Raw genomic sequence first — 26,338 nt, forward strand, 5'->3', positions numbered from 1 at the left:
GCTGGCGAGGGGCAGGCGCATCCGCCGCCCCTCGCCCTCTCTTTTGGTGCGCGGCAGGTCTGCGCGAGCACTCCGAGCGCTCAGCGCGGCGAGCGCTCGATCTCGCGCCACAGGTCGACACTGTCGTCCTCGTCGAGGCCGATGGTGCGGGCGGCGCGCCCGACGACCGTGACGGCGACACGAGGATCGCTGCTCGTGCGCACGTACACACGGTCCGACCGAGCCGAACGCAGGGTGTCGGCCAGCTCGGCCCGGATCTCGCCCAGCTCCTCCTCGCCGATGTCGTCGATCGCCCCGTCGTCGGACAACGACACGGATGCCCCGCGTCGGCGCACGCTCTCGAGCGCCGCCCTGACTTCGGGATCGAGCAGGCGCGCACCGCGCAACTCGTCGCGCAGGCGCCCCTCCACCACGCGCGCCTCGATCCGTTCGTCGTCGGAGAGGACGCCCCGGCGATCGATGACCCGGGCGAGCGCGTCGCCGGCGCTCAGGAGCACACGGTTCACCTGCACGCGGCGTTCATGGGCCTGCGCGCCCTGCGCGGCCGATTGGGCCGAAGCGACACGTTGCACCTCGCCGAGCCGTTCCGTGTCGAGCGCGGCACGGTCGAGGGCGAGCACCAGGAACTGCGCGGCGCCCACCCAGACCGTCGACCCGACGAGACCGAGACCGAGCGCGGTCGCCGGGCCCAGCAACGAGATCGACCACCCCGCGAGCACGACGATTCCCGTCCACGCCATCCAGGGGCGCCGGCGCACGGTGAGCGTCGCCATGAGCGCGCCGATGGCACCGAGGTACAAGGTGGTGTGCGTCCCCGGCGTCGTGTGGGGGCCCGCGCCGTAGGCGACGAGCGGGGGCAGTGCCACCGTCGCCGCGAGGGCGAGCAACGCCAGCGGGATGGGCAGGTGATCGCCCGAACTCGACACCGTCTCCGGCTGGCTCGACCGCGTGATCACCGCGGTCCAGCCCCACAGGATGCACAGCCACGCCACCGCCAGGTACCCGAGCATGCAGCCCAGCAGCAGCCATCCGTCGTCGACGGGCGCGCCGATCCACATGCCGCGGAGCGTGAGTGCGACGCTGAACGCGACCGCGAGGAGTCGGATGACGGAGGCCGTGGACATCAGGAGACCGTCGCCTTCCAGATGAGGTCGACGACCGTGCCCGAAGCATCCGAGGAGATGCGGGTCTCGCCGCCGAACGCGGCCACGCGCGCGATGATCGACCCGCGCACGCCCAGGCGGTCATCCGGGATCTCGTCGATCGAGAAGCCGGGCCCGGTGTCGCGCACGGTCACCGTCACCCGGCCGGGCGCACGCTCTCCCGTCACGGTCACCTCGAGCCCCGCGCCATCGGCGTGGGCGATCGCATTGACGATGGCCTGGGTGCCCGCGAGCACCATCGCCCGCATCGCACGGCCGGGGACATCCGGGGTGTCGGGGGCGATGCGACGGCGGACCGCGGCATCCGACCCCGCCTCGACGAGCGCGCGCTGCAGCTCGTCCGCGAGCGATGACGCCGACCGGGGATGGTCACTGCCCTCGCCCGCCGTGACGTCGACGTTCGCGAGGCGGTTGAGCGCGTCACGTGCCATCTGCACGGCGAGCTCGCGCTCCCGATCGGTCCCCGCGCGCTGCGCGGCGATGAGCGCCGCGATGACGCTGTCGTGCATCAGAGCGGCGACGGCGACACGCTCACTCTCGGTCGCAGCCATCGCCGCCGCCCGCGCGGACGCCTCGATCGCGCGTTCGCGATGCTCGTCGATACGGCTCGCCGTGGAACGGAACGTCCAGGCGAGCGCGAGCAGCACCGCGCCGAAGATGACCAGGAACGCGACGTCGAGCGCCGTCGGCAGCCAGGCCGCCGGCGCGAAGCCGAGCTCGACCATGCGCATCGCACCGTAGACGACAGGGATGCCGACCGTCGCGATGACCTGCCACCGCCTCGGGAGCGCGACGACGGCGGCGAGGGTCGCGACGTTGCCCAGCACGTAGGGCCAGGCGTGCGAGGTGGCGGGCGATCCGTGGCCGTAGGCGCGGACGGGCCACAGGACGAGGGCGATCGTGTAGGCGATCACGAAGATCGTGCCGGCGAGCTCCTTCTGCCGCCCCGTCGCGAACGAGACGATCGCCACCGCGAGGGGGACGAAGATCAGCAGGATCTCGATCGTGTTCCAGAACGGATCGACCGCCTGCGCGGCGATCGCCTCGACGATCGTCTGGGCGCCGAGCACCACGCTCGCGAGCGCCACGGCTCGGCCGAGCACCATCTCGACCCGCTCGCGGGTGAGGGATCCGTCGCGCGCGATCGCGTGGGGCGCCGGCAGCACCACGGGGCCCGAGTCGAAGCGGATGCCGCTCATGACCGCGCCCCGGACACGCCCGCGTCGGGGTCGATGACGCCGTCCTCGACCGCTCGCTGACGGAGGTCGATCTTCGTCGGGGCGGGCCTGCCGACCTCGATGTACTTCGCCCGGATGCGGGAGATGTTCTCCTTGGCCGTGTTGTACGTGATGCCGAGGCGCTGCGCGACGAGTTTCAGCGGGAGTCCGGCGGCGTAGAGCGCGAGCGCCTCGCGCTCGCGCGCCGAGAGCTGGGCATCTCCGAACGCGCTGTCGCCGGCGACCGCGCTCGCCCACTCGATGTTGTTCAGCGGCTCCCCGGCGGCGACCGTGCGGACGGCGTCGACGATGTCATCCATCGGCGCCGACTTGCTGATGACACCCGCTGCGCCCGCCGCAAGCGCCTCGCGCACGGCGACGAGCCGGTCGGCGACGCTGTAGATGACCACCTCGGAGCCGTCGGACTGCAGCGACTGGATGTTCTCGCTCACCGTCGTGCCGTCGCCGAGGGTGATGTCCAGGAGCGCGACCTGCACCGGGTCGGCACCGGAGTCGCGCAGCCACCGCCGGTAGTCGCGCACACCGCTGCCCGAGAACACGACGTCGATCGTCGCGTCCCGCGAGCACGCCGCCTCGACGCCGAGTCGCACCGACTCGTGGTCGTCGATGGTGGCGACGCGGATCATGCGCTCATGCTATCCGCGGGGCGCGACCGGAGTCAGGGTCGCCACGGCCTCGATGTGATGCGAGTGCGGGAACAGGTCGATCGCCCGCACGCTGGAGGTCTCGTAGCCGGCCTCGCGGAAGAACGCCAGGTCGCGGGCGAGGGCGGCAGGGTCGCAGGCGACGTAGGTCACCGCAGCGGGCGCGAGCGCGACGAGAGCCCGCACGACGTCACGGCCGGCGCCCGCGCGCGGCGGGTCGAGCACCACGACTCCGCGGGAGAGCCGGTCACGGTCGCGCGCGGAGGCTCCCGCGGCGAGCGCGGCGAGCCATCGGTCGACGCGACCCGTCTCGGCGCGAGCACCCACCCACTCCGACAGGTTCTCGCCGGCGTGCTCGGTCGCGCGCTCATCGGCCTCCACCGAGACCACCTGAGTCGCCTCGCCGCCGAGTTCGGCGATCGTCGCGGCGAACAGTCCCACCCCGCCGTACAAGTCGAGGTGGCGCCCCTCGGAGTCGACACCGACGACGCCGAGCTCAGCGGCGACCGCAGCGGTGAGGGTCGCGGCGGCGAGGCGGTGCACCTGCCAGAAGCCACCCGCATCCACCCGGAACGCACGCTCCCCGACCCGTTCGACGACCGGCTCGAACGCCGGGTCCTTCGGGTTCACGGGCCGGCGCTGGCCGCGGGCGAGGGCCGGCCGGTTGATCACACGCACACGTCCGTCGGCGGGCTGGACCAGGTCGATGCGCCCTGGGCGCTCCCCGATGAGGCGCGCCGCGGCGCGCTCGATCGCCGCCGTGGCCAGGGGCAGCGTCTCGGTGCGCACGACGCGGTGGCTGCGCGAGGCCATCGGCCCGACCGTCCCCGATTCGTCGACGTGCAGGCTCACGCGGGTGCGCCAGCCGCCGCGGTCCGCGGGCTCCGGCGCGAGGCCGTCGACGGGCGCGGGGGCCTCGATCGTGACCGGAAGGTCGAGGCGTCCGACGCGGCTCAGCGCGTCGGTGACGACCTGCTTCTTGAGCTCGAGCTGCCGCGGCAGCGCGATGTGACCGAAGTCGGCGCCGCCTGGGCGACGGTCGGCCGGCACGTCGAGCCCCGCCTCGGCCCACACGTGGGGCACTCGGTCGGGCGAGGCATCCAGGATCTCCACCGGCTCCGCGCGCCAGAACGACTTGTCGCCCGCCTCGGTCACCCGCACCCGCACCCGCTCGCCGGGGAGGGTGTCGGGCACGAACACGACGCGCCCGTCGCCCCCGACCCGGCCGACGAACACGCCGCCGTGCGCGACGCCGGTGATGTCGAGATCGATCAGGTCGCCCGCAGAAGTCATCCCCCGAGCCTCCCACACCGGGGCGCTCCGCGCGGCGGATGCCGCGGGCTACCGTGGTGCGCATGCGCGTCGTGCTCGCCTCCACCTCTCCCGCCCGCCTCATGCTGCTGCACCAGACCGGCATCGACCCCGAGACCCGCGCCCCGCAGGTCGACGAGGAGGCGGTCGTCGCGGCGGTCGAGGCATCCGAGGGGCGCACGCTCTCCCCCGACGAGCACGTGCTGCTGCTGGCCCGACGGAAGGCGGCGGATGTCGCGGCCGCCGTGCGCGCCGACGACCCCGCGTTCGACGGCATCGTCATCGGCGGCGACTCGATGTTCGCGCTCGGTGACGAGATCCTCGGGAAGCCCTACACCGCCGAGGCGGCGACGGCCCGATGGGAGCAGATGCGCGGCCGCACCGGGGTGCTGCACTCCGGTCACAGCGTGTTCCGGCTCACCCCCGACGGCGGTCACCGCGAGGAGCACGCGGTGGCCGCGGCATCCGTCACCTTCGCCGCCGACGTCGACGACGACGAGATCGCGGCCTACGTCGCGACGGGCGAACCACTGCTCGTCGCGGGTGCGTTCACCCTCGACGCGCGGGCCGCCGCCTTCATCTCCCACATCGACGGCGACCCCTCGACGGTGGTCGGGATGTCGCTCCCCACCCTGCGCTCGCTGGTGCGTCGGCTGGGAGTCCACTGGACGTCGCTGTGGGTGGCTTCGTAGACATCCGCACACGCTTACGCCGAGTTCTTGTGAGGGACGGTCAAATTCCGCCGGGAATCCGTCGGTAGGCTGGCACTCATGCCTCGAATCGCCAAGGTCCTCGTTGCCAATCGCGGTGAGATCGCCGTCCGCATCATCCGCGCGGCGCGCGACAGCGGCAGGTCCTCGGTGGCGGTCTACGCCGACCAGGACCGCGACGCCCTCCACGTGCGGCTCGCCGACGAGGCATACGCCCTCGACGGCGCCACGAGCGCCGAGACCTACCTCTCCATCGAGAAGATCCTCTCGATCGCCCGGCGCTCCGGCGCCGACGCCGTGCACCCCGGCTACGGCTTCCTCGCCGAGAACGCCGAGTTCGCCCGCGCCGTCATCGACGCCGGCCTCGTGTGGATCGGCCCTTCCCCCGACGCCATCGAGGCCCTCGGCGACAAGGTGACGGCGCGACACGTCGCCGAGAAGGTCGGCGCCCCCCTCGCCCCCGGTACCCCCGGACCCGTCGCCGACGCGTCGGAGGTCATCGCGTTCGCCGAGCAGGTGGGTCTCCCGATCGCGATCAAGGCCGCCTACGGCGGCGGCGGCCGCGGCCTGAAGGTCGCGCGCGAGCTCGACGAGGTCGCCGAGCTGTTCGAGTCCGCCACCCGAGAGGCCGTCGCCGCGTTCGGCCGCGGCGAGTGCTTCGTCGAGAAGTACCTCGACAAGCCGCGCCACGTCGAGACCCAGTGCCTCGCCGACGGCGCCGGCACGGTGGTCGTCGTCTCCACCCGCGACTGCTCGCTGCAGCGCCGCCACCAGAAGCTCGTCGAGGAGGCCCCGGCGCCGTTCCTCACCGAGGCTCAGCGCGAGACGCTCTACAGCGCGTCGAAGGCGATCCTGAAGGAGGTCGGCTACATCGGCGCCGGCACCTGCGAGTTCCTCATCGGCGCCGACGGCACCATCTCCTTCCTCGAGGTGAACACCCGCCTGCAGGTCGAGCACCCGGTCTCCGAAGAGGTAACCGGCATCGACCTCGTGCGCGAGCAGTTCCGCATCGCCGAGGGCGAGCTGCTCGGCTACGACGACCCGGAGCCGGTCGGCCACTCCTTCGAGTTCCGCATCAACGGCGAGGACCCGGGCCGCGGCTTCCTCCCCCAGCCCGGCCCCATCAAGGTGTTCAAGACGTTCGGCGGGCCGGGCACCCGGCTCGACTCCGGCGTCACCGCCGGCGACACCGTCTCGGGTGCGTTCGACTCGCTGCTCGCGAAGATCATCGTCACCGGTCGCGACCGTCAGGAGGCGCTCGAGCGCGCCCGCCGCGCCCTCGACGAGTTCGAGGTCGCGGGGCTCCCGACGGTGCTCCCCTTCCATCGCAAGGTCGTGCGCGACCCCGCCTTCACCGCCGAGAACGGCGAGTTCGGCGTGTTCACGCGCTGGATCGAGACCGAGTTCGACAACGACATCGCGCCGTGGGACGGCGAGCTCGCCGACCCCACACCCGCCGAGACGCGACACACCGTCGTCGTCGAGGTCGGCGGCAAGCGACTCGAGGTGAGTCTGCCCGATCGCATCGCCGGCTCCCCGGCCCAGGTCGGCCGCCCCGCCGCCGTGCCCTCGTCGCGCCGCTCGCACCAGACGTCCGCCACCGCGGGCGCCTCGGGCGACGCGGTCAAGTCGCCGATGCAGGCGACGGTCGTGAAGGTCGCGGTCGAAGAGGGACAGCAGGTCGTCAAGGGCGACCTCGTCGTGGTTCTTGAGGCCATGAAGATGGAGCAGCCCATCCAGGCCCACAAGGACGGTGTCATCGGCGCGATCAACGCCGATCCCGGCACGACCGTGTCGGCCGGCCACCAGCTGCTCACGATCTCCTGACGCACACGGCGAGGCCGCGGCATCCGATCAGCCGATCAGGATGCCGCGGCCTCGTCGTTCGTCAGTTCTCGTCGCCGCTGGAGCGCTCGACGCCGTGCATCGCGCGCACGGCGTCTTGGATGGAGCCGGTCAGCGAGGGGAACACCGCGAACACGCGCGACATCTGGTCGACGGTGAGGCGGCGCTCGACGGCGATCGCGAGCGGGTAGATGAGGTCGGAGGCGCGGGGACCGACGATCACACCGCCGATGACCGTGCCGCTGCCCTCGCGGGCGATCACCTTCACGAAGCCGTCCTTGATGCCCATCATCTTGGCGCGGGCGTTGGCCGCGAGCGGAAGCTTGTGCACGACGCCGTTGATGAGACCGGCCGCGATGTCCTTCTCCTGCCAGCCGATCGTCGCGATCTCGGGCGCGGTGAAGATGTTCGCGGTGATGCGGCGGGACTCGAGCGGGATGACGACGTCGCCGAGCGCGTGGAAGACCGCGGTGCGACCCTGCATCGACGCGACCGACGCGAGCGGCATGAGCGTCGTGCAATCCCCGGCCGCGTAGATGTTCGGCACCGAAGTGCGCGAGACCCGGTTCACCCGGATGTGACCGGAGTCGGTCAGCTCGACGCCCGCCTCGGCGAGCCCGATGTCGTGGGTGTTGGGGATCGAGCCGACCGCCATGAGGCAATGGCTGCCGACGATCTCGCGGCCGTCGGCGAGGAGCACGCGCACGCCGTCGTCGGTGCGTTCCACACGGTCGGCGCGCGCCTTGGCGAGGAGGGTCATCCCCCCGCGGCGGAAGACCTTCTCGAGCACGGCGGCCGCGTCGGGGTCCTCACCCGGGAGCACCTGGTCGCGGCTCGAGACGAGGGTGACCTTCGCCCCGAGGTTCATGTAAGCCGAGGCGAACTCCGCTCCCGTGACGCCCGACCCGACCACGATGAGGTGCTCGGGGAGCGTCGTCATGTCGTAGAGCTGGGTCCAGGTGAGGATGCGCTCTCCGTCGGGTTTGGCCTGCGGGAGCTGGCGGGGCGAGGCGCCGACCGAGACGACGAGGGTGTCGGCCTCGACCCGGTCGAAGGCGGTGCCCTGCGGTCCGGTGGAGACGACGACCGCGCCCGGGCCGTCGAGGCGCCCGTGGCCGGAGATGATGCGCACGCCCGCCTCGACCAGCGACGAGCGCATGTCGTCGGACTGCTGACGGGCGAGCGCGAGCAGCCGCTTGTTGACAGCAGCCAGGTTGATGGCGATCTCGGGGGTGAGAGGCGTGCCCTTCGCGCCGCGTGCGAACAGCTGCACGCCGAGGTCGCTTGCTCCTGCGATGGCGACGGCCGCATCGGCGGTGGCGATCAGGCTCTTCGACGGCACCACGTCGGTGATGACGGCGGACCCGCCGACGCCGGCGCGCTCGACGAGGGTGACTTCGGCGCCGAGTTGGGCGGCGGCCAGGGCCGCCTCGTAGCCGCCGGGTCCGCCTCCGATGATCGCGACCCGCTGGGCGTTATCGAAGCTCGTCGACATGCCTCCATTCTGGTGCGTCCCGTCGCGCGCAGCGAACCGGGACCGACTGGCCCCGTCCGAGCGGTGTTCCTAGAGTGAGGGGATGACGCACACCGCCCACCCCCTCGACGACCCCGCCGCCGACCCGTTCGAGGTCGCCGCCACCGCCGCCGCCGACATCGCCCGCCTCAGCGGCGTCGCAACGCACGACATCGCGGTGACGCTCGGGAGCGGATGGGGCAAGGCCGCCGACCTCCTCGGTGAGACGGTCGCGACGATCCCCGCCACCGAGGTGACAGGCTTCAGCAAGCCCGCGCTCGAGGGTCACGTCGGCACGCTGCGCAGCATCCTGACCCCGACCGGAAAGCGCGTGCTCGTCATCGGCGCGCGCACGCACTTCTACGAGGGGCACGGCACCCGCCGCGTCGTGCACAGCGTGCGCACCGCTGCCGCCACCGGAGCCCGCATCATGGTGCTCACCAACGGCGCCGGCGGGATCCGAGAGGCCTGGACTCCCGGGCAGCCGGTGCTCGTCAGCGACCACATCAACCTCACGGCGGCCTCGCCGCTCGAGGGCGCGACGTTCATCGATCTCACCGACCTCTACTCGCGACGCCTGCGCGATCTCGCCCGCACGATCGACCCGACCCTCGACGAGGGCGTCTACTGCCAGTTCCGCGGGCCGCAGTACGAGACGCCCGCCGAGGTGCAGATGGCCAAGGCGATCGGCGGCCACATCGTCGGCATGTCGACAGCCCTCGAGGCGATCGCGGCCCGCCAGGCGGGCATGGAGATCCTCGGGATGTCTCTCATCACCAACCTCGCCGCGGGCATCCAGACCACCCCGCTCAGCCACGCCGAGGTCATCGAGGCGGGCCAGCTCGCCGAGCCGGTCATCTCCGCGCTCCTGGCCCGTGTGATCGAGGCGATGTGAGCGACGACGACCTTCTCGTCCGCGCCCGCGCCTGGGTCGCGCAGGATCCGGACCCCCTCACCGCCGCCGAGCTCGATGCGCTCATCGCGGGGGCCGCGGCATCCGATCACGCCTCTGTGCTCGCCCTGCGCGAGCGGTTCTCGGGACGCCTCGCCTTCGGCACCGCAGGGCTGCGCGGAGAGCTCGGCGCGGGCCCGCAGCGCATGAACCGGGTGCTCGTCGCGCAGGCCGCGACCGGCCTCGCGCGGTACCTCGCGGCCTCGGCCCGGCCCGGCCACACCCCGACCGTCGTGATCGGCTACGACGGTCGGCGCAACTCCGATGTGTTCGCCCGCGACTCGGCCGAGCTCATCGCCGGTCAGGGTCTGCACGCGATCCTCCTCCCCCGCCTGCTGCCGACCCCCGTGCTCGCCTTCGCCGTGCGCCACCTCGGCGCCGACGCCGGCGTGATGGTGACGGCCAGCCACAATCCGCCGAACGACAACGGCTACAAGGTCTACCTCGGCGGCGCCGACGACGGCGCGCAGATCGTGCCGCCGAGCGACGCCGAGATCGCGGCGCAGATCACCCGGGTCGCCGATGACGAGCGCGTCGACGCGCTGCCCCGCTCCCAGGACTACGAGATCGCCGACGAGGCGGTCGTGGCCGCCTACGTCGCCGCCACGGCGGCCGTCGCGCCCGCCCCCGCCGGCGCCGCCGGCCTGCGGTGGGTCTACACGGCACTGCACGGAGTCGGCTGGGAGACGACAGCCGCGATCCTGCGCACGGCCGGCTACCCGCTGCCGGTCACGGTCGACGAGCAGCTCCACCCCGACGGCGCCTTCCCGACGGTGGCGTTCCCCAACCCTGAGGAGCCGGGAGCGATGGACCTCGCCTTCGCGACGGCGCGCACCGCCGGCGCGGAGCTCGTCATCGCGAACGACCCCGACGCCGACAGGCTCGCGGTCGCGATCCCGGATGCCGCCGCCACCGGCGGCTGGCGCCGCCTGACCGGCAACGAGACGGGTCTGCTGCTGGGGCTGCGCGCCGCACGGCTCGCCGCCGCCCACCCGGTCGCGGGTGCGTCACTGGCGTGCTCACTGGTGTCGTCGCCGGCGCTCGCGACGATCGCGGAGCGCCATGGCCTCGGCTTCCACGCGACCCTCACCGGGTTCAAGTGGATCTCCCGCGCGCCTGGCATCGTCTACGGGTTCGAGGAGGCCCTCGGCTATCTCGTGAACCCCGAGACGGTGCGAGACAAGGACGGCATCTCGGCCGCCGTGGCGATCCTCGGCCTGGTTGCAGAGGCCCGCGAACGCGGCGCCACCCTCTCCGACCTGCTCGCCGAGCTCGCCGAGGAGGTCGGCCACGTCGCGAGCGGTCAGGTCTCGGTGCGGGTCGACGACCTCGCCGTGATCCCCCGCCTCATGGGGTCGCTGCGAGAGGCTCCCCCGACCGAGGTCGGCGGGGTCGCCGTCGAGCGTGTCGACGACCTCGCGACGGGTCACGGAGACCTCCCGCCCGGCGACGTGCTGCGCTACTGGCTCGAGGGAGAGACCCGACTGATCGTGCGCCCGTCGGGCACCGAGCCGAAGCTCAAGCTCTACCTCGACGTGCGCGGCGACAGCGCCTCCGACGCCGACGCGCGGCTCGAACGACTGCGGGACGGGGCCCGCCGACTGCTGTCCGATCGGAGCTGACCCACACGGCCCGCCGCCCGGCGCCCCTAGGCTCGGGGCATGGAGTTCGCCGCACCGCTCGTCCTCGCCAACGACTGGGTCCGCCTGGAGCCGCTGACGGCCGCACATGCGGCGGGGCTCCGCGCCGCGGCATCCGGTCTCGACCACGCCTGGTACACGAGCGTGCCGACGAGCGACGCCGCCGTCGATGCCGACATCGCGATGCGCGAGGGCCTTCATGCCGCCGGCGGCATGAATCCGTGGGTCGTCGTGCGCGAGAGCGACGGCGAGGTCGTCGGCGAAACGACGTTCTGCAACATCGACCAGGAGAACCGTCGAGTCGAGATCGGACACACCTGGCTCGGACTCTCCGCCCAGCGCAGCGCCGTGAACACGGCCGCGAAGCGCCTGCTGCTCGCCCACGCCTTCGAGACCTGCGATGCCGTCGCGGTCGAGCTGCGCACCCACTGGCACAATCGGCAGTCACGGGCCGCCATCGAGCGGCTCGGCGCGAAGCTCGACGGCGTGCTGCGCAGCCACCGCATCATGCCCGACGGCTCGCTGCGGGACACCGTGGTCTACTCGATCCTCGCGCACGAGTGGCCCGCGGTGCGGCGCGGGCTCGACGAGAGGCTCATCCGGGCCTGACGCGGGATCGGCGGATCAGCCGTCGATGACAGCGACGAGCTCGTCGAGGAACGACGGCAGACTCGTCGCGCGGCGCACGATGCGTTGCGCCGATTCGCGCTCGTTGAACACCTCGACGAACTGCTCGAAGACCGTCTGGAACGCCGCACGGTCGTTCTCCGAGAAGGCGACGAGCGCCACCACCTGCACGCGGGCGTCGCCCCACGGGATCGACGGGTCGGCGATGCCGACGGCGATCGCCGTGTGGGCCGCGGTCATCCCGATCGCGTGCGGCACCGCGAGCGCGTCGGTGAAGGCGGTCGACGACATCCCCTCGCGCGCGACCGCGCGCTCGAGGTAGGCGTCGTCGATGACGCCGGCGTCCCGCAGCAGCCCGCCGAGGAGGCGGATGGTGCCCTCCTCGCCGAGCGTCGGATCGATGCCGTGCACGAACGCGTCGGGGCGGAAGTAGCGCTCGAGCTCGGTGCGCAGCTTCGCGAGGCGACGCGTGCGTCGCGCTCGCACCGCGACGACCTGGATGCGGTCGACGTCGGCAGGCGTGAGGAAGGGCTGGATGCGCACGACGCGCTCGGGCTGCACCGGCGCTCCCGGAGGCGCGTCGATCGTCGTGAGCACGAGGTCGGTGTCGATGTCGGCCCAGTCGGGGTCGACGCGCGTCTCGACCCGCACGACCTCGATCGACTGGCCGAGCGAGCGGGCGACGCTCGAGCGCAGCAGCTCATGCAGCTCGTAGTACCCCGGGCAGATGATCGTCGCGGTGAGCCGTTCGTCCGATCGGCGGCTGCGCTCGAGCTGGCCGCCCACGTGCATCGCGATGTAGGCGATCTCGTCGTCGTGCAGCGGGATGTTCAGTCGCTGCGACAGCTCACTGGCGATGAAGACCGCGACCTCGAAGATCATCGGATAGGTCGACTTCAACGATCGGGTCAGCGGGTTGCGCGACCACGCCTTGTCCCGCGCCCGCAGCCGCAGGTTCTGCACATGGAGGGCGAGCCGCAGCACGAAGTCCTCGTCGTGGATCTCCACCAGGAACTCGGATGCCGCGGCCCCGACCGCCTCCCGCACGGCTCCCTCCACCTCGGGGTCGAGGGGCGCCCGCGTCTCGTCGGCGATGCCCGGCGCGACGACCCGCGTGAGCACGACGGAGGCGAGGTGGCGACTGTCGGCCGGCCCGAGGTCGACGCCGAGGTGCTCTCGGGCGAGCGTCTCGATCGCGTTCGCGACCCGCAGCTGCGCCGCGACCGGCTCGGGGAGCCCCGCCGCGTCGAGGCCGCGCTGGCGTGCGACACGGTCGGCCGCGATCGCGACGTGGGTGAGCACGTCGCTCATCCCGTACTCGTTGACGTAATAGCCGAAATCGACCAGCTGTGCCACGAGCGCCGCCTTGAACGGCGCGAGCGACGGGAGCACCGCGGACTGCTCGCCGAGCGCACGCCGGAGCGCCGCGGTGTCGTAGGCACCGGCATCCATCTCGTCATGGACGAGCCGGCTGAGCAGCCGCCGCTGCGCCATCTCAGTGCCGCGCAGGCGCACCTGTGCGCCCTGGCGGTCGAGGATGAGCTCTGTGCCGCCCAGCAGGCTGCGCACCCGCGCGAGATCGGACTCGACCGTCGCGGCGCTCACGAACATCTCGTCGGCGACGGCGTAGACGTCGAGGCCGTCGGGGGCGTCGAGCAGCCTCGTCACGAGGGTGTGGAGGCGATCGCGGGGCGACCCGCCGTCACCGGGAGAGGTCTGCAGGGCGGCGCCCGCCTCGACGCCGGCGCGGTAGCCCTGCGGCCCCGACTCGACAGCCTGGCCGCCGGAGACACGACCGTTCACGCTCGTGACATAGGAGCGCACCGACCGGGCCGTCACACCCAGCTGATCGGCGAGGGTCGCCGCCGTCACCCATCCGCCGTCGCGAAGGAGCAGGCCGAGAAGCCGGTCCTGCTTGGCACGCGTCACGTGATCCCTCCGATACGCCGATTCCCCTATTCCATCACGCGACCGCGACGTTTCCGCGGGGGGCGGAAACAGGTCTGGTTGCCCGCGCTCTCGGGGAATTCTCAAGATAGACCCAGGAGGCGGATCGATGAGGATCCTGGCGACGTGCGCCGCCGGTACGACCGGCACAGGCGAAGCACAGCAGCTGCGTCACGCAGCGCACGACGCGAGGGCACGCACCGAACCGTGGAGACGCACTCGAACCGTCACGTCGCTCGTGCCGGAACGGATGCCGCTCCCCGCTCCGAGACCGCACCATCCGTCCGTCGCACCCGGCCTCGCGCTGTGCGCGGACGGCCGCAACGAGAGAAGCACTATGACAGTCGCCACCCGCACCGTGCGCATCGGATCCGCCCACGGTCTGCACGCCCGCCCCGCGAAGCTCTTCGCCCAGGCGGCGAAGGACGCGGGGCTCCCCGTCACGATCGCGAAGGACGCCGGTGCGCCGGTCAACGCCGCGAGCATCCTCGGGGTGATCGCGCTCGGCATCGAGCAGGGCGACTACGTCACGCTCACCGCCGACGGCGAGGGCGCGGAGAACGTGCTCGACGACCTCGCCGACCTCCTCACGACCGACCACGACGCGGCCTGACCGGACGGAGCGCAGACATGAGCACCACGACCACCCTCCGCGGAGTCGGCATCGGCCTGGGCGTCGCCCAGGGTCCCGTCGCCCGTATGGCGGCGCCGCTCCCCGCTCCCGCCGACGCCCCCTCGACGCTCGGCTCCGATGCCGAGACCGCGCGCGTGCAGGAGGCCATCGGCGTCGTCGCCCGCGAGCTCGAGGCGCGCGGCGCCCAGGCGGGCGGCTCGGCCCGCGACGTGCTCGAGGCGCAGGCCATGATGGCCGAGGACCCCACGCTCGAGGCCGAGGTCGCCACACGCATCACCGCCGGTAAGACCGCGGAGTTCGCCGTCTACGACGCGTTCGCATCCTTCCGCGACCAGCTCACCGCGGTCGGCGGCTACCTCGGCGAGCGCGCCGCCGATCTCGACGACGTCGCCCAGCGCGTCATCGCGCGACTCCGGGGCGTCGCCGCCCCCGGGGTGCCCGAGCCCGGCCACCCCTACGTGCTCGTGGCCACCGACCTCGCCCCCGCCGACACCGCGCTCCTCGACCTCGACCAGGTGCTCGCGCTCGTCACGAGCGAGGGCGGCCCGACCTCCCACACCGCGATCCTCGCCCGCGAGAAGGGAATCGTCGCCGTCGTCGGCACCGCCGGCGCCCTCGACCTCGCCGACGGCGACACCGTGATCGTCGACGCCGCTGCGGGCGTGATCACCGTGTCGCCCTCGGAGGACGAGCGTGCGGCGGCTCAGCGCCGCGCGGACGCGCGGTCGGCCGCGGCATCCGCACCGCTCACCCCGGGTGCGCTCGCCGACGGCACCGCTGTGCCGCTGCTCGCCAACCTCGGCAGCCCGGACGGCGCCGCTGAGGCCGTGGCCCTCGGGGCGGAAGGCGTGGGGCTGTTCCGCACCGAGTTCCTCTTCCTGAGCTCGAACACCGCCCCCACGGTCGCCCAGCAGCGCACCTCGTACGAAAAGCTCTTCCGCGCGTTCGCCGGCAAGAAGGTCGTCGTGCGTGTGCTCGACGCCGGTGCCGACAAGCCGCTGCCGTTCCTCAACGACGCCCACGAGGAGAACCCGGCGCTGGGCCTGCGGGGCTTGCGCGCCCTCCGGGCCAGCGAGGACATCCTGCGCGAGCAGCTGACCGCCCTCGCGGAGGCCAATGCCGCGGCGGCCGCCGACGGCGAGGCCGCGGATCTGTGGGTCATGGCGCCGATGGTCGCGACCGTCGAGGAGACCGAATACTTCGTCGCCCTCGCCCGCGAGTACGACGTGAAGACCGCGGGAGTCATGGTCGAGGTGCCGTCGGCGGCCCTCCTCGCCGACAGGGTGCTCGCGCAGGCCGACTTCGCCTCGATCGGCACCAACGACCTCACGCAGTACACCCTTGCCGCGGACCGGCTCCTCGGCTCGGTCGCGTCGTTCCAGGACCCCTGGCACCCTGCGGTGCTCCGCCTCATCCAGTCGGTCGGCGCCGCGGGCGCAGCCCTCGGCAAGCCGGTCGGCATCTGCGGCGAGGCCGCCGCCGACCCGCTGCTGGCGGTCGTGCTCGTCGGCCTCGGCGCGACGTCCCTGTCCATGGCTCCCACGGCGCTCGCCGACGTGCGTCAGAGCCTGCTCTCCCACTCGCTCGACGACGCCCGACGCGTCGCCGAGGCAGCACTTGCCGCGAATGACGCGGCAACGGCGCGTGCGGCCGCCCGGGCCGCCGCTTCCTAGAAAAGGAAAGAAACATGACAACGACGGCAACGTCGCCCGCGCTGTCGGGAGGTAAGAAGGCCCAGATCGCCGTGCAGCGATTCGGTACCTTCCTCTCCGGCATGATCATGCCGAACATCGCGGCCTTCATCGCGTGGGGCTTCATCACGGCACTGTTCATCGCCACCGGCTGGCTCGGCTTCTGGCACCCGGTCGCCGACATCCTCGGCGGCTTCGGTGACGCGAGCCAGATCAACTGGGCTCACGCCATGACCGCGCTCTCGCAGACGAAGGACGGCAACGTCATCCCCGTGTTCGTCGGCCTCGTGGGCCCGATGATCACCTACCTCCTCCCGCTCCTCATCGCGAACACCGGTGGCCGCATGGTCTACGGCGAGCGCGGTGGTGTGGTCGCCGCCATCGCGACCGTCGGTGTCATCGTCGGCACGACGATCCCGATGTTCCTCGGCGCCATGGTCATGGGCCCGCTGGCGGCGCTGCTGACCAAGTGGATGGACCGCATCTGGGAAGGCAAGATCAAGGCGGGCTTCGAGATGCTCGTCAACAACTTCTCGGCCGGCATCCTCGGCATGCTGCTCGCGATCGTCGGCTTCTTCGGGTTCGGCCCGATCATGACCGCCGTCTCGAACGCCCTGGGCGCCGTCGTGGACTTCCTGGTCTCCGCGGGCCTGCTCCCGCTGCTGTCGATCCTGGTCGAGCCCGCCAAGGTGCTGTTCCTGAACAACGCCGTCAACCACGGTGTGTTCACCCCGATCGGCACCCAGCAGGCCCTCGAGACCGGCCGTTCGATCCTGTTCCTCGTCGAGGCGAACCCCGGCCCCGGCCTCGGAATCCTGGTCGCCTTCGCGTTCTTCGGTGTGGGCGCCGCCCGCGCTTCCGCCCCCGGCGCGATCGTCATCCAGTTCCTCGGTGGCATCCACGAGATCTACTTCCCGTACGTGCTCATGAAGCCGATCATCATCGTCGCGGCCATCGCCGGCGGCATGACCGGTGTGGCGACCAACGCGGTGTTCGGTTCCGGCCTTCGCGCTCCCGCATCGCCCGGATCGATCTTCGCGGTGCTGTTGCAGACCTCCGGCGACAGCAACTTCGGTCCCGGTTGGGGCTACGTGGGCGTCATCCTGTCGGTGATCCTCGCCGCAACGGTCTCGTTCCTGCTCTCCTCGCTGTTCCTCCTGCGCACGCGCAAGCGTGACCTCGAGCTCGGCGAGTCGGGCGACCTCAGCGCCGCGATCTCTGCGACCGAGGCCAACAAGGGCAAGTCCTCGAGCACCCTCGCGGGCCTGCGCACCTCGTCGGAGGCCGGCACCACCGCCGTCGCCACCAAGCCGATCTCCACGATCGTGTTCGCCTGCGACGCCGGAATGGGGTCGTCCGCCATGGGTGCGAGCGTGTTGCGCAACAAGATCAAGAAGGCCGGTATCGAGGGCGTCACGGTGACCAACCAGGCCATCGCCAACCTCGACGGGTCGGCCGACCTGGTCGTCACGCAGAACCAGCTCACCGACCGCGCCCGGTCGGCGTCGCCGAACTCGCTCCACGTGTCGGTCGACAACTTCATGAACTCGCCGCGATACGACGAGGTCGTCGACCTCGTGGCCTCGCAGCACCAGGATGGTGCACAGGGTTGAGTTCGTCGCGGGGCGGGCGGAGCGATCCGCCCGCCCCGCACTCTTTGTGGAAGGAAGAAACATGACCGGAGAGATCCTGACCCTCGGACAGGTGCGCATCCACGCGGGTGCCGCCACGCGCCTCGAGGCGCAGCGGGAGGCCGCCGACATCCTCGAGGCCGCGGGCGCCGTCACCGGCGCCTACTACGACGCGATGCTCGCCCGCGAGGCGACAGTGTCGACCTACATGGGCAATGAGCTGGCGATCCCGCACGGCACCAACGAGGCCAAGAGCGAGATCCTCGCCTCGGCCCTGTCGGTCGTGCGCTACGACGGCGGCGTCGACTGGGACGGGGAGCCGGTGACGTTCGTGATCGGCATCGCCGGTCGCGGCGATGAGCACCTCGAGATCCTCTCCCAGATCGCGATCCTGTTCTCCGACGAGGACGAGGTCGCAGCCCTCAAGGCCGCCGCGACGCCCGAGGAGCTCTTCGCCCGCCTTGCCACGGTGAACGCCTGATGAAGGCCGTCCATTTCGGCGCCGGCAACATCGGTCGCGGCTTCGTGGGCCTGCTGCTGCACGAGGGCGGCTACGAGGTCGTGTTCTCGGATGTCGCAGCCCCCCTCGTCGACGCGATCAACGCCGAGACGAGCTACACCGTGCACGCCGTCGGAGACGGCGGCGGTGACACCGTCGTGACCGGCTTCCGCGCAGTCAACAGCCAGCTGGACCCGCAGGCGGTCGTCGACGAGCTCGCGACCGCGGATGTCGCCACCACAGCGGTCGGTCCCAACATCCTGCGCTTCATCGCCCCGGTAATCTACGCCGGGCTCGTGGCGCGCTCTGCCGAGCTGCCTCCCCTCGCCGTCATGGCGTGCGAGAACGCGATCCGCGCGACCGACACCCTGCGCGACGAGATCGCCGCCCTCGCCGGCGCCGACTGGCCTGCGGTCGCGGCTAAAGCCGTGTTCGCGAACACCGCGGTAGACCGCATCGTGCCCGGGCAGCCCGAGGGCCAGCACGGGGTGGATGTCACGGTGGAGCCGTTCTTCGAGTGGGCGATCGAGCAGGGTCCGTTCGCGGGAACACTGCCGTCGATCCCCGGTGCGCACTTCGTCGACGACCTCACGCCGTACATCGAGCGCAAGCTCTTCACGGTGAACACGGGGCACGCCTCGACCGCCTACTTCGGCGCCCGCGCCGGCATCGAGCGCATCTCCGACGCCCTCGCCGATCCCGAGATCCTCGCGGCGGTGCGCTCGACGCTCGAGGAGACGTCGGCGGTGCTCATCGCCCGTCACGGCTTCACGGCCGAGGAGCTCGCCGATTACCGCGCGACGATCCTGCGCCGGTTCCAGAACCCCGAGCTTCCCGACACCGTATGGCGTGTGGGTCGTCAGCCGCTGCGCAAGCTCTCCCGCCACGAGCGGTTCGTCGGCCCGGCGGCCGACGCCGCCGAACGGGGCCTGTCGGTCGCGGCGCTCCTCGGCACCGTCGGCGCCGCGCTCGCCTTCGAGACCGCCGACGACCCGGAAGCCGTCGAGCTGCAGGAGCTGCTGCGCACGACCGAGACCACGGCGCTCGTCACCCGCGTCACGGGCATCGAGGCGGGGCATCCGCTCTACAACGGCCTCGTAGCCGCCGTCACGACCCGGCAGGCAGACCTGGCCTGACCGAACCGACCGAGGGCGGCGCCGCGAACCCGATCGTGGTGCCGCCCTCGACCATGTCGGGGCTCAGCGGTCGAAGCCCTCGGAGATGAGGTCGATGAGCTCCTCGCGCTCCTCCACCGGCAGGAACGCGCCGCCCGCGGCGTTGAGCTGGAAGCTCTCGAGGTCGTCGAGGTCGTACTCGAACGTCTCAGCGAGCAGGGCCAGCTCGCGGGTGAGGGACGTACGGCTCATCGTGCGGTTGTCGACGTTCACCGTCACCGCGAAGCCGAGCTGGTAGAGCAGGTCGAAGGGGTGGTCCTCGAGCTCGCTGCCCCACGCCGCGAACGCGCCGGTGTGCACGTTCGAGGTCGGCGAGAGCTCGAGCGGGATCTCCCGGTCGCGCACCCAGCGCGCCAGGTCGCCGAATTCGACGAGCACCTGCTCGCCCTTGCGCGAGACGACGTCGAGGTCCTCGGCGATGCGCACGCCGTGTCCGAGCCGCAGCGCGCGACCGTCGACGAGGGCGGAGCGGATCGACTCCAGGCCGGCGGCCTCGCCGGCGTGCACCGTGACGGGGAAGAACTCGCCCGCCAGGTACTCGAACGCCTCGCGGTGCCGAGACGGCAGGAAGCCGTCCTCGGGCCCGGCGATGTCGAAGCCGACCGCACCCGCCTCACGGAACGCGACCGCGAGCTTCGCGATCTCCAGCGACCGGTCGTTCTGGCGCATCGCGGTGATGAGCTGTCCGACGCGGATGTCGTGGCCTGCCTCCGCCGCGTCGTCCTCGCCCTGCTCGATGCCCTCCTGCACGGCCTCGACGGCCTCTTCGAGCGTCAGCCCACCGCGCAGGTGCTGCTCGGGCGCCCAGCGCACCTCCGCGTACACGACGCCGTCGTCGACGAGGTCCTCGACGAACTCACGGGCGACGCGGGTCAGCTGGTCGCGGGTCTGCATGACCCCGGTCGTCAGCTCGAAGCGCTGCAGGTACTCGACGAGCGAGCGATCGGGCCGCACCGCCGAGAACCACTCCGCGAGCTCGTCGGCGTCCCCGGTGGGCAGGGCGATGCCCGCCTCCTCGGCGAGCTCGATCACCGTGTCGGGGCGCACCCCGCCGTCGAGGTGGTCGTGCAGCGACACCTTCGGAAGGGACCGGATCGACACGCCCTCGAGGCGGGCGTCGTCGTGCTGGTCGATAGGCATCGGGTCTCCTTCTGATCGGATGTCGCGGCTCCCCCACCGATCATTCTGACGGGTCAGGCGGAGATCCGCTCCCTCACGATCGCCGCGCGGGCCGGCGCAGCATCCGAGATCTCGTAGGCGCCGTCGAGAGCGGCGAGCGCGCGCTCGAAACGGGCGTCGTCGTCGGCCGACAGGGTGAAGAGCGGGTCGCCGGCGCGCACGGCGTCGCCCGGCTTGGCGTGCAGGTCGATGCCGGCCGCGTGGATCACCGGATCCTCGGCGCGGGCGCGTCCGGCTCCCAGGCGCCACGCGGCGATTCCGAACGGCAGGGCATCCAGCCGAGACACCACCCCGTCGCGCGCGGCGGTGACGGTGTGCGTCTCGCGGGCGACCGGCAGGGATGCGTCGGGGTCGCCGCCCTGCGCGACGATCATGCGCCGCCAGGCGTCCATCGCGGCGCCGCCGGCGAGCGCGCCCTCGACGTCGGCGTCGGGCAGCCCGGCGAGCGCGAGCATCTCCCGGGCGAGGGCGATCGTGAGCTCGACGACGTCGGCGGGACCGCCGCCGGCGAGCACCTCGACCGACTCGCGCACCTCGTTGGCGTTGCCGATGGCGAGGCCGAGGGGCGTGTTCATGTCGGTGAGGAGCGCCGTGGTCGCCACCCCGGAGTCGGTGCCGAGGGCGACCATCGTGCGGGCGAGCTCGCGCGCACGATCGATGTCCTGCATGAACGCGCCCGAGCCGAACTTCACGTCGAGTACGAGGGCGGCCGTGCCCTCGGCGATCTTCTTCGACATGATGCTCGAGGCGATCAGCGGGATGGCCTCGACGGTGCCGGTCACGTCGCGTAGCGCGTAGAGCTTCTTGTCGGCGGGGGCGAGCCCGGAGCCGGCGGCGCAGATGACAGCGCCGACGCCGGCGAGCTGCGCGGTGAGCTCCTCGTTCGACAGCGCCGCGCGCCACCCGGGGATCGACTCGAGCTTGTCGAGCGTGCCGCCCGTGTGCCCGAGCCCACGGCCCGAGAGCTGGGGCACGGCGACGCCGAACGAGGCGACGAGAGGAGCCAGCGGCAGGGTGATCTTGTCGCCCACCCCGCCCGTGGAGTGCTTGTCGACGGTGGTCTTGCCGAGGCCGTCGAAGCTCATCCGCTCCCCCGACGCGATCATCGCGTCGGTCATCACACGGATCTCGTCGCGCTCCATGCCGCGCAGCAGCACCGCCATCGCGAACGACGCCATCTGGGCGTCGGACACGTAGCCGCGCGTGTATGCGTCGACCATCCAGCGCAGCGCGTCCTCGGGCACGGCGCCGCCGTCACGCTTCGTGCGGATCACGTCGACCGCGTCGAACGGCTCCACGCTCACTGGGCGTACTCCTCGAGCTCGCGGGGACCGAAGGCATCCGGAAGCACCTGCTCGATCGTGCGGACACCCGACACGGTCTCGAGCAGCATCCCGGGCGCCGAGAACTCGAACAGCAGCTGGCGGCAGCGCCCGCACGGCATGAGCGTCGCGCCGTGACCGTCGACGCAGGTGAACGCCACCAGTCGTCCGCCGCCGGTCATGTTCAGGTTCGAGACCAGACCGCACTCTGCACACAGGCCCACGCCGTATGACGCGTTCTCCACGTTGCATCCCGACACGATGCGACCGTCGTCGGTGAGGGCCGCCGCCCCCACGGGGAAGTTCGAGTACGGCGCATACGCGCGGCGCATCGCGTCGTTCGCGGCGACGCGCAGGGCGTCCCAGTCGATGTCGGGCATGGCTGACCTCCGTGGTGTCGGGTGCGAGGGGTGATGAACCGGATGCCGCGGGTCGCGGCATCCGCTCATCAGCCCTTGATGTACGGCTTGCCGGCAGCCGCAGGCCCCCGGATCTGACCGGCGAAACCGGCGACCGCGAGGATCGTGACGACGTAGGGCAGCATGAGCATGAACTCGCTGGGAATCGGGGTCTTCAGCACGGTGAGCAGATTCTGCAGGTTGGTGGCGAAGCCGAACAGCAGCCCCGCGAGCGCGGCGCGCACCGGGTCCCAGCGTCCGAAGATCACCGCGGCGAGGGCGATGAAGCCGAGGCCGGCGGTCATCTCCTTCGTGAAGTGCGGCACCGAGACGAGCGTGAAGTAGGCGCCTCCGATACCGGCGATCGCACCCGCCAGCGAGACGTTCCAGAAGCGCAGCGTGTTGACCCTGATGCCGACCGTGTCGGCCGCCTGCGGGTGCTCACCGACCGCTCGCAGGCGCAGGCCCCAGCGCGTGCGGTACAGACCCCATGCGACGAGGATCACGGCCGCGTACATGAGGTAGACGATGAACGGCTGATCGAACAGCACCGGACCGAGCACCGGGATGTCGCCGAGCACCGGGATCTTCCACCGCGAGAACGTCACGGGACTGTTCAGTGCCGCTTCGTTGTTCGCGAGCACGACGCCGTAGAGGAAGCTCGTCAGACCCGTGACCAGCACGTTGAGCACGACGCCGACGATGACCTGGTCGACGAGGTACTTGATGCTGAAGGCGGCCAGCACGAACGACACCAGCACACCACCCACCATGGCGCCCAGGAGCCCGATGAAGGGGTTCTGCGTGATGCTGCCGATGACGGCCGCCGCGAACGCGCCGAGCAGGAACTGCCCTTCGATCGCGACGTTCACGACGCCGACCCGTTCGCCGATCACGCCGCCGAGGGCGCCGAACACGAGCGGCACCGAGAGCGACATCGCACCGAAGAGCAGGCCCGTGACGGGAACGAGACCGCCCGCGGCCGACCAGGTGAGGAAGGCGAACACGGCCAGGATCGCGTAGACGATCGGCACGGCCAGGTTCGATCGGCGGTAGGCCGCGGCATCCAGCCACGTCCAGACCGTGAGGAGCGCGAGGATCGCCACCGTGATCCACGCCGTCGGCGCCGACGGTACGGCGACATCGCCGAGGGCGATGACCGCTGCGTCGTCGCTCAGCCGGAAGACGCTCTGCCCGTCGCGCGGCGCGAACAGGAACAGGGCGGCGAGACCGACCGTGACGATCGTGAGGGTGACCGGGAGCTTGATACGGCGTACCCGCACCACAAGGTGGGGCACCGCGGATGCCGCGAGGGTTGCGACGCTCATCGAGCCACCGCCTTCTTCGCCAGGCGGGCTTTCGCCCGCGCGGAACGCTCGGCCTCGTCCTTCGGGAGGAAGAAGATCGTGCGCACGAGCGGCGGCGCCGCGATGAACAGGACGATGAGCGACTGCACGACGAGCACGATGTCGACGGGGATGCCCTCGCTCGCCTGCATGGTGAACGATCCGGACTTGAGCGCACCGAACAGGATGCCGGCGGCGAAAGTGCCCCACGCCGAGCTGCGCCCCAGCAGCGCGACGGTGATCGCATCGAAACCGATGCCGGCGTCGATGCCGCCGTCGAACCCGCTCGTGACCGTTCCCATGATCTGGTTCATGCCGGCAAGTCCCGCCAGCGCGCCCGCGAACAGCATCGCGTAGACGTAGACGCGCTTGACGTTGATGCCCGCAGCGCGGGCTGCGTGAGGGTTCTCGCCGACGGCCCGCATGCGGAAGCCGAGGCTCGAGCGCTCGATGAGCCACCACACGAAGATCGTCGCGATGATGACCACCACGAAGCCCCAGTCGAGGCGCGGGAACTGCTCGCCGAACAGCGCCGGGAACTGCGCCGTCTCGGGCGTCGGCGCCGAGATCGGCTGGTTGGTGCCCGGCTTCTGCAGCAGGCCGGGGGTGCGCACCAGCCACGACACCAGGTAGTAGGCGACGTAGTTGAGCATGATCGTGAGGATGACCTCATGGGCGCCCGTGCGCGCCTTGAGGAGCCCGACGATGCCGCCCCAGATCGCACCTCCGGCGATGCCCGCGAGGAGCGTCACGGGGATGTGGATCCACATCGGCAGGTTCAGGTTGAAGGCGACCAGCGCCGCGGTCGCCGCGGCGATCAGCATCTGACCGCGCGCGCCGATGTTGAACAGGCCGACCCGGAACGCGAGTGCGACGCCGAGCGCCGCCGCGATCAGCGGTGTCGCGAACCCGAGCGTGTTGGTCAGCGGGCGGATGGCCGCCTCGAAGGTCGGCGCGGTCGCGTTGAAGATCGACCCGCGGAACATCGCGTCGTACGCGCCGTAGATCGAGGTCCACAGCGCGACGAACGTGTCGCCGGGCCGGGCGAAGAAGTAGCCGGCCGCGGCCTGCACCTTCGGGTCGGTGACGGCGATGAGGATGCCGCCGATGAGCATCGCGAGGACGACCGCCAGGATCGTGGTGACGACGCTCCCCCGCAGGATCTCGCGGATGAGCTGGTTCGAGCGGGGCGGCGGCGGCACGGCGGCGCCCGCGACCGGTGCCGCGGGGCCGTCGGCGGTCACCGCGTGGCCGGTGAGGGGACCGGATGCCGCGGGCAGCTGCTCGCCGCCGGCGTCGGGGGTGGTGCTCCCGGGGGTGTTGTCGTTCACGCCGCTGCCTCCCCGGCCATCATGAGTCCGAGCACGTCGCGGGGCGTGTCCCCCGGGACGATGCCGACGATCGCGCCGCGGTACATGACCGCGATCCGGTCGGCGAGGGCGGTGACCTCGTCGAGCTCGGTCGAGACGACGATCACCGGGATGCCGGCGTCGCGCGTGTCGATGATGCGCTTGTGGATGAATTCGATCGAGCCGACGTCGACGCCGCGGGTGGGCTGCGAGGCGAGGAAGAGCTTGAGCTCGCGGTTGAGCTCGCGCGCGATGACGACCTTCTGCTGGTTGCCGCCCGACAGCGCGCCGGCGCGCGTCTGGGGTCCCTGGGTGCGGATGTCGAACTCGGCGATCCGGTCGCGGGCGAAGCGATCGAGCGCTCCGCGGCGAATGGTCCCCGCGACGCTGAACGCGGCATCCGCAGAGCGATCGAGGATGAGGTTCTCGGCGACCGAGAACGAGCCGACCAGACCGTCGTGCGTACGGTCCTCGGGCACGAACCCGACACCTTCGTCGAGGATGCCGCGCACACTCTTGCCGACGAGCTCCACCGAGCCCAGCCGCACCGACCCGGTGACGCGCGCCTGGAGGCCCACGATGGCTTCGGACAGTTCGGTCTGGCCGTTGCCCTGCACACCGGCGATCGCCAGCACCTCACCGGGGCGCACGTCGAAGCTGACGTCGTCGACGACGACGACGCCCGCGGGGTCGATGACGCGCAGGTCGCGCACGGCGAGCCCGCCCTCACCGGGGGTCGCCGCATCCTTCTGCACGCGCAGCTCGACGGCGCGACCCACCATCATCGACGCCAGCTCGGCGTTCGACGCGGTGGGGCTCGCCTCGCCGACGACGGTGCCGAGGCGCACCACGGTGATGCGGTCGGCGACCTCGCGCACCTCGCGCAGCTTATGGGTGATGAACACGATCGAGGTGCCCTCGTCGCGCAGCTGGCGCATGATCACCATGAGCTCGTCCGTCTCCTGCGGGGTGAGCACAGCTGTCGGCTCGTCGAACACGAGCACGCGTGCGTTGCGGGAGAGCGCCTTGATGATCTCGACGCGCTGCTGCACGCCGACGGGGAGGTCCTCGACGCGGGCATCGGGATCGACGTCGAACCCGAACCGGTCGGCGATCTCGCGCACCCGCGCTCGCGCCTTCGCGAGGTCGAGTGTGCCGAGACCCTTGGTCTCTTCATGGCCGAGCATGACGTTCTCGGCGACCGTGAAGACGGGGATGAGCATGAAGTGCTGGTGCACCATGCCGATACCGGCGCGCATCGCGTCGCCGGGACCCCGGAAGTGCTGCACCTCGTCGTCGAGGAGGATCTCGCCCTCGTCGGCCTGGTACAGGCCGTACAGCACGTTCATGAGCGTGGACTTGCCGGCGCCGTTCTCCCCCAGGAGAGCGTGGATCTCGCCCGCCTCGACCGTGAGGTCGATGTGGTTGTTGGCGACGAGTGCTCCGAACCGCTTCGTGATGCCACGGAGTTCGAGCTTCATATGTGCACCTTATCGATCGAGGTGTCGTGGACAACGGACTGCG

The 26,338-nt window shown here is 71.4% G+C and carries 22 protein-coding genes; 10 read left to right on the forward strand and 12 right to left on the reverse strand.

Going from position 1 to position 26,338, the window contains the following annotated elements:
* Positions 1–80 precede the first annotated feature (80 nt).
* The 4 genes from BGO15_RS10745 to BGO15_RS10760 are packed head-to-tail and all read right to left on the reverse strand — an operon-like array spanning position 81 to position 4,338.
* Positions 81–1,124, reverse strand: a complete 1,044-nt coding sequence (locus BGO15_RS10745; RefSeq protein WP_273189708.1) for a hypothetical protein — start codon at positions 1,122–1,124, stop codon at positions 81–83.
* The gene (locus BGO15_RS10750) at positions 1,124–2,362 is read right to left on the reverse strand and encodes a sensor histidine kinase (protein WP_273189712.1); all 1,239 of its coding nucleotides are present in this window, start codon (positions 2,360–2,362) and stop codon (positions 1,124–1,126) included. The genes BGO15_RS10745 and BGO15_RS10750 overlap by 1 nt, the downstream gene beginning before the upstream one ends.
* Positions 2,359–3,027 (reverse strand): response regulator transcription factor, encoded by a 669-nt coding sequence (locus BGO15_RS10755; protein WP_056207965.1) that lies wholly within the window; start codon positions 3,025–3,027, stop codon positions 2,359–2,361. Before BGO15_RS10755 ends, BGO15_RS10750 begins: the two co-directional genes overlap by 4 nt.
* A gap of 9 nt (positions 3,028–3,036) precedes the next feature.
* A complete protein-coding gene (locus tag BGO15_RS10760; protein WP_056207960.1) occupies positions 3,037–4,338 on the reverse strand; it encodes a class I SAM-dependent RNA methyltransferase in 1,302 nt (433 codons plus the stop codon).
* A 62-nt stretch (positions 4,339–4,400) separates the two neighbouring features.
* Between BGO15_RS10760 and BGO15_RS10765 the strand changes: the two genes are divergently transcribed.
* Complete coding sequence (locus tag BGO15_RS10765) at positions 4,401–5,048, forward strand: Maf family protein (protein WP_056208017.1); 648 nt, start codon at positions 4,401–4,403, stop codon at positions 5,046–5,048.
* Positions 5,049–5,126: 78 nt separating this feature from the next.
* Complete coding sequence (locus BGO15_RS10770) at positions 5,127–6,893, forward strand: acetyl/propionyl/methylcrotonyl-CoA carboxylase subunit alpha (RefSeq protein ID WP_056518662.1); 1,767 nt, start codon at positions 5,127–5,129, stop codon at positions 6,891–6,893.
* A gap of 61 nt (positions 6,894–6,954) precedes the next feature.
* Here the strand turns inward: BGO15_RS10770 and BGO15_RS10775 are convergent, their stop codons facing one another.
* Positions 6,955–8,406, reverse strand: a complete 1,452-nt coding sequence (locus BGO15_RS10775) for an NAD(P)H-quinone dehydrogenase (protein WP_056518660.1) — start codon at positions 8,404–8,406, stop codon at positions 6,955–6,957.
* Positions 8,407–8,488: 82 nt separating this feature from the next.
* Here BGO15_RS10775 and BGO15_RS10780 point away from each other — a divergent pair, with 82 nt between their 5' ends.
* From BGO15_RS10780 to BGO15_RS10790, 3 genes are read left to right on the forward strand one after another with little or no spacing between them, the layout of a single operon-like run.
* Positions 8,489–9,319: a purine-nucleoside phosphorylase gene (locus BGO15_RS10780; protein ID WP_056518657.1), complete on the forward strand. Its 831-nt coding sequence runs from the start codon at positions 8,489–8,491 to the stop codon at positions 9,317–9,319.
* A complete protein-coding gene (locus BGO15_RS10785; protein WP_056207957.1) occupies positions 9,316–10,998 on the forward strand; it encodes a phospho-sugar mutase in 1,683 nt (560 codons plus the stop codon). Before BGO15_RS10780 ends, BGO15_RS10785 begins: the two co-directional genes overlap by 4 nt.
* Positions 10,999–11,037: 39 nt before the next feature.
* Positions 11,038–11,625 (forward strand): GNAT family N-acetyltransferase, encoded by a 588-nt coding sequence (locus BGO15_RS10790; RefSeq protein WP_056207954.1) that lies wholly within the window; start codon positions 11,038–11,040, stop codon positions 11,623–11,625.
* A gap of 15 nt (positions 11,626–11,640) precedes the next feature.
* Here BGO15_RS10790 and BGO15_RS10795 read toward each other — a convergent pair whose 3' ends face one another.
* Positions 11,641–13,572 (reverse strand): BglG family transcription antiterminator, encoded by a 1,932-nt coding sequence (locus tag BGO15_RS10795; RefSeq protein WP_056207951.1) that lies wholly within the window; start codon positions 13,570–13,572, stop codon positions 11,641–11,643.
* Between the two features lie 355 nt (positions 13,573–13,927).
* Between BGO15_RS10795 and BGO15_RS10800 the strand changes: the two genes are divergently transcribed.
* From BGO15_RS10800 to BGO15_RS10820, 5 genes are all read left to right on the forward strand, one after another.
* Positions 13,928–14,203, forward strand: coding sequence for an HPr family phosphocarrier protein (locus BGO15_RS10800; RefSeq protein WP_045248244.1), 276 nt, complete (start codon positions 13,928–13,930; stop codon positions 14,201–14,203).
* A 17-nt stretch (positions 14,204–14,220) separates the two neighbouring features.
* Entirely contained in the window at positions 14,221–15,897 is a 1,677-nt protein-coding gene (gene ptsP / locus BGO15_RS10805; RefSeq protein WP_056207948.1) for a phosphoenolpyruvate--protein phosphotransferase, read from the forward strand.
* A 14-nt stretch (positions 15,898–15,911) separates the two neighbouring features.
* Complete coding sequence (locus tag BGO15_RS10810; RefSeq protein ID WP_056207943.1) at positions 15,912–17,528, forward strand: PTS mannitol transporter subunit IIBC; 1,617 nt, start codon at positions 15,912–15,914, stop codon at positions 17,526–17,528.
* Between the two features lie 61 nt (positions 17,529–17,589).
* On the forward strand, positions 17,590–18,027 hold the full coding sequence (locus tag BGO15_RS10815) for a PTS mannitol transporter subunit IIA (protein ID WP_045248241.1): 438 nt from the start codon (positions 17,590–17,592) through the stop codon (positions 18,025–18,027).
* Positions 18,027–19,181 carry a mannitol-1-phosphate 5-dehydrogenase gene (locus tag BGO15_RS10820; RefSeq protein WP_056207940.1) on the forward strand — a complete coding sequence of 385 codons (1,155 nt, stop codon included), beginning with the start codon at positions 18,027–18,029 and terminating at the stop codon, positions 19,179–19,181. Before BGO15_RS10815 ends, BGO15_RS10820 begins: the two co-directional genes overlap by 1 nt.
* A gap of 63 nt (positions 19,182–19,244) precedes the next feature.
* On the opposite strand, the gene BGO15_RS10825 is transcribed toward BGO15_RS10820, so the two are convergent.
* The 6 genes from BGO15_RS10825 to BGO15_RS10850 form a co-directional block, all read right to left on the reverse strand.
* Positions 19,245–20,360: an adenosine deaminase gene (locus BGO15_RS10825; protein ID WP_045248239.1), complete on the reverse strand. Its 1,116-nt coding sequence runs from the start codon at positions 20,358–20,360 to the stop codon at positions 19,245–19,247.
* A 53-nt stretch (positions 20,361–20,413) separates the two neighbouring features.
* Positions 20,414–21,703 (reverse strand): thymidine phosphorylase, encoded by a 1,290-nt coding sequence (locus BGO15_RS10830; protein ID WP_056207937.1) that lies wholly within the window; start codon positions 21,701–21,703, stop codon positions 20,414–20,416.
* The gene (locus BGO15_RS10835; protein WP_045248237.1) at positions 21,700–22,101 is read right to left on the reverse strand and encodes a cytidine deaminase; all 402 of its coding nucleotides are present in this window, start codon (positions 22,099–22,101) and stop codon (positions 21,700–21,702) included. Before BGO15_RS10835 ends, BGO15_RS10830 begins: the two co-directional genes overlap by 4 nt.
* A gap of 68 nt (positions 22,102–22,169) precedes the next feature.
* The gene (locus tag BGO15_RS10840) at positions 22,170–23,447 is read right to left on the reverse strand and encodes an ABC transporter permease (RefSeq protein WP_045248236.1); all 1,278 of its coding nucleotides are present in this window, start codon (positions 23,445–23,447) and stop codon (positions 22,170–22,172) included.
* Positions 23,444–24,796, reverse strand: coding sequence for an ABC transporter permease (locus tag BGO15_RS10845; RefSeq protein ID WP_416361457.1), 1,353 nt, complete (start codon positions 24,794–24,796; stop codon positions 23,444–23,446). Before BGO15_RS10845 ends, BGO15_RS10840 begins: the two co-directional genes overlap by 4 nt.
* On the reverse strand, positions 24,793–26,295 hold the full coding sequence (locus BGO15_RS10850) for an ABC transporter ATP-binding protein (protein WP_056518655.1): 1,503 nt from the start codon (positions 26,293–26,295) through the stop codon (positions 24,793–24,795). The genes BGO15_RS10845 and BGO15_RS10850 overlap by 4 nt, the downstream gene beginning before the upstream one ends.
* Between the last annotated feature and the right edge of the window lie 43 nt (positions 26,296–26,338).

The sequence above is a fragment of the Microbacterium sp. 71-23 genome, assembly GCF_001897265.1.
In the GTDB taxonomy this organism is placed as follows: Bacteria; Actinomycetota; Actinomycetes; order Actinomycetales; family Microbacteriaceae; genus Microbacterium; species Microbacterium ginsengisoli.

Coding starts and splice junctions, on each gene's coding strand:
- BGO15_RS10745 (WP_273189708.1), bottom strand. CDS start 1,124: ATGTCCACGGCCTCCGTCATCCGACTCCTCGCGGTCGCGTTCAGCGTC.
- BGO15_RS10750 (WP_273189712.1), bottom strand. CDS start 2,362: ATGAGCGGCATCCGCTTCGACTCGGGCCCCGTGGTGCTGCCGGCGCCC.
- BGO15_RS10755 (WP_056207965.1), bottom strand. CDS start 3,027: ATGATCCGCGTCGCCACCATCGACGACCACGAGTCGGTGCGACTCGGC.
- BGO15_RS10760 (WP_056207960.1), bottom strand. CDS start 4,338: ATGACTTCTGCGGGCGACCTGATCGATCTCGACATCACCGGCGTCGCG.
- BGO15_RS10765 (WP_056208017.1), top strand. CDS start 4,401: ATGCGCGTCGTGCTCGCCTCCACCTCTCCCGCCCGCCTCATGCTGCTG.
- BGO15_RS10770 (WP_056518662.1), top strand. CDS start 5,127: ATGCCTCGAATCGCCAAGGTCCTCGTTGCCAATCGCGGTGAGATCGCC.
- BGO15_RS10775 (WP_056518660.1), bottom strand. CDS start 8,406: ATGTCGACGAGCTTCGATAACGCCCAGCGGGTCGCGATCATCGGAGGC.
- BGO15_RS10780 (WP_056518657.1), top strand. CDS start 8,489: ATGACGCACACCGCCCACCCCCTCGACGACCCCGCCGCCGACCCGTTC.
- BGO15_RS10790 (WP_056207954.1), top strand. CDS start 11,038: ATGGAGTTCGCCGCACCGCTCGTCCTCGCCAACGACTGGGTCCGCCTG.
- BGO15_RS10800 (WP_045248244.1), top strand. CDS start 13,928: ATGACAGTCGCCACCCGCACCGTGCGCATCGGATCCGCCCACGGTCTG.
- ptsP (WP_056207948.1), top strand. CDS start 14,221: ATGAGCACCACGACCACCCTCCGCGGAGTCGGCATCGGCCTGGGCGTC.
- BGO15_RS10810 (WP_056207943.1), top strand. CDS start 15,912: ATGACAACGACGGCAACGTCGCCCGCGCTGTCGGGAGGTAAGAAGGCC.
- BGO15_RS10815 (WP_045248241.1), top strand. CDS start 17,590: ATGACCGGAGAGATCCTGACCCTCGGACAGGTGCGCATCCACGCGGGT.
- BGO15_RS10820 (WP_056207940.1), top strand. CDS start 18,027: ATGAAGGCCGTCCATTTCGGCGCCGGCAACATCGGTCGCGGCTTCGTG.
- BGO15_RS10825 (WP_045248239.1), bottom strand. CDS start 20,360: ATGCCTATCGACCAGCACGACGACGCCCGCCTCGAGGGCGTGTCGATC.
- BGO15_RS10835 (WP_045248237.1), bottom strand. CDS start 22,101: ATGCCCGACATCGACTGGGACGCCCTGCGCGTCGCCGCGAACGACGCG.
- BGO15_RS10840 (WP_045248236.1), bottom strand. CDS start 23,447: ATGAGCGTCGCAACCCTCGCGGCATCCGCGGTGCCCCACCTTGTGGTG.
- BGO15_RS10850 (WP_056518655.1), bottom strand. CDS start 26,295: ATGAAGCTCGAACTCCGTGGCATCACGAAGCGGTTCGGAGCACTCGTC.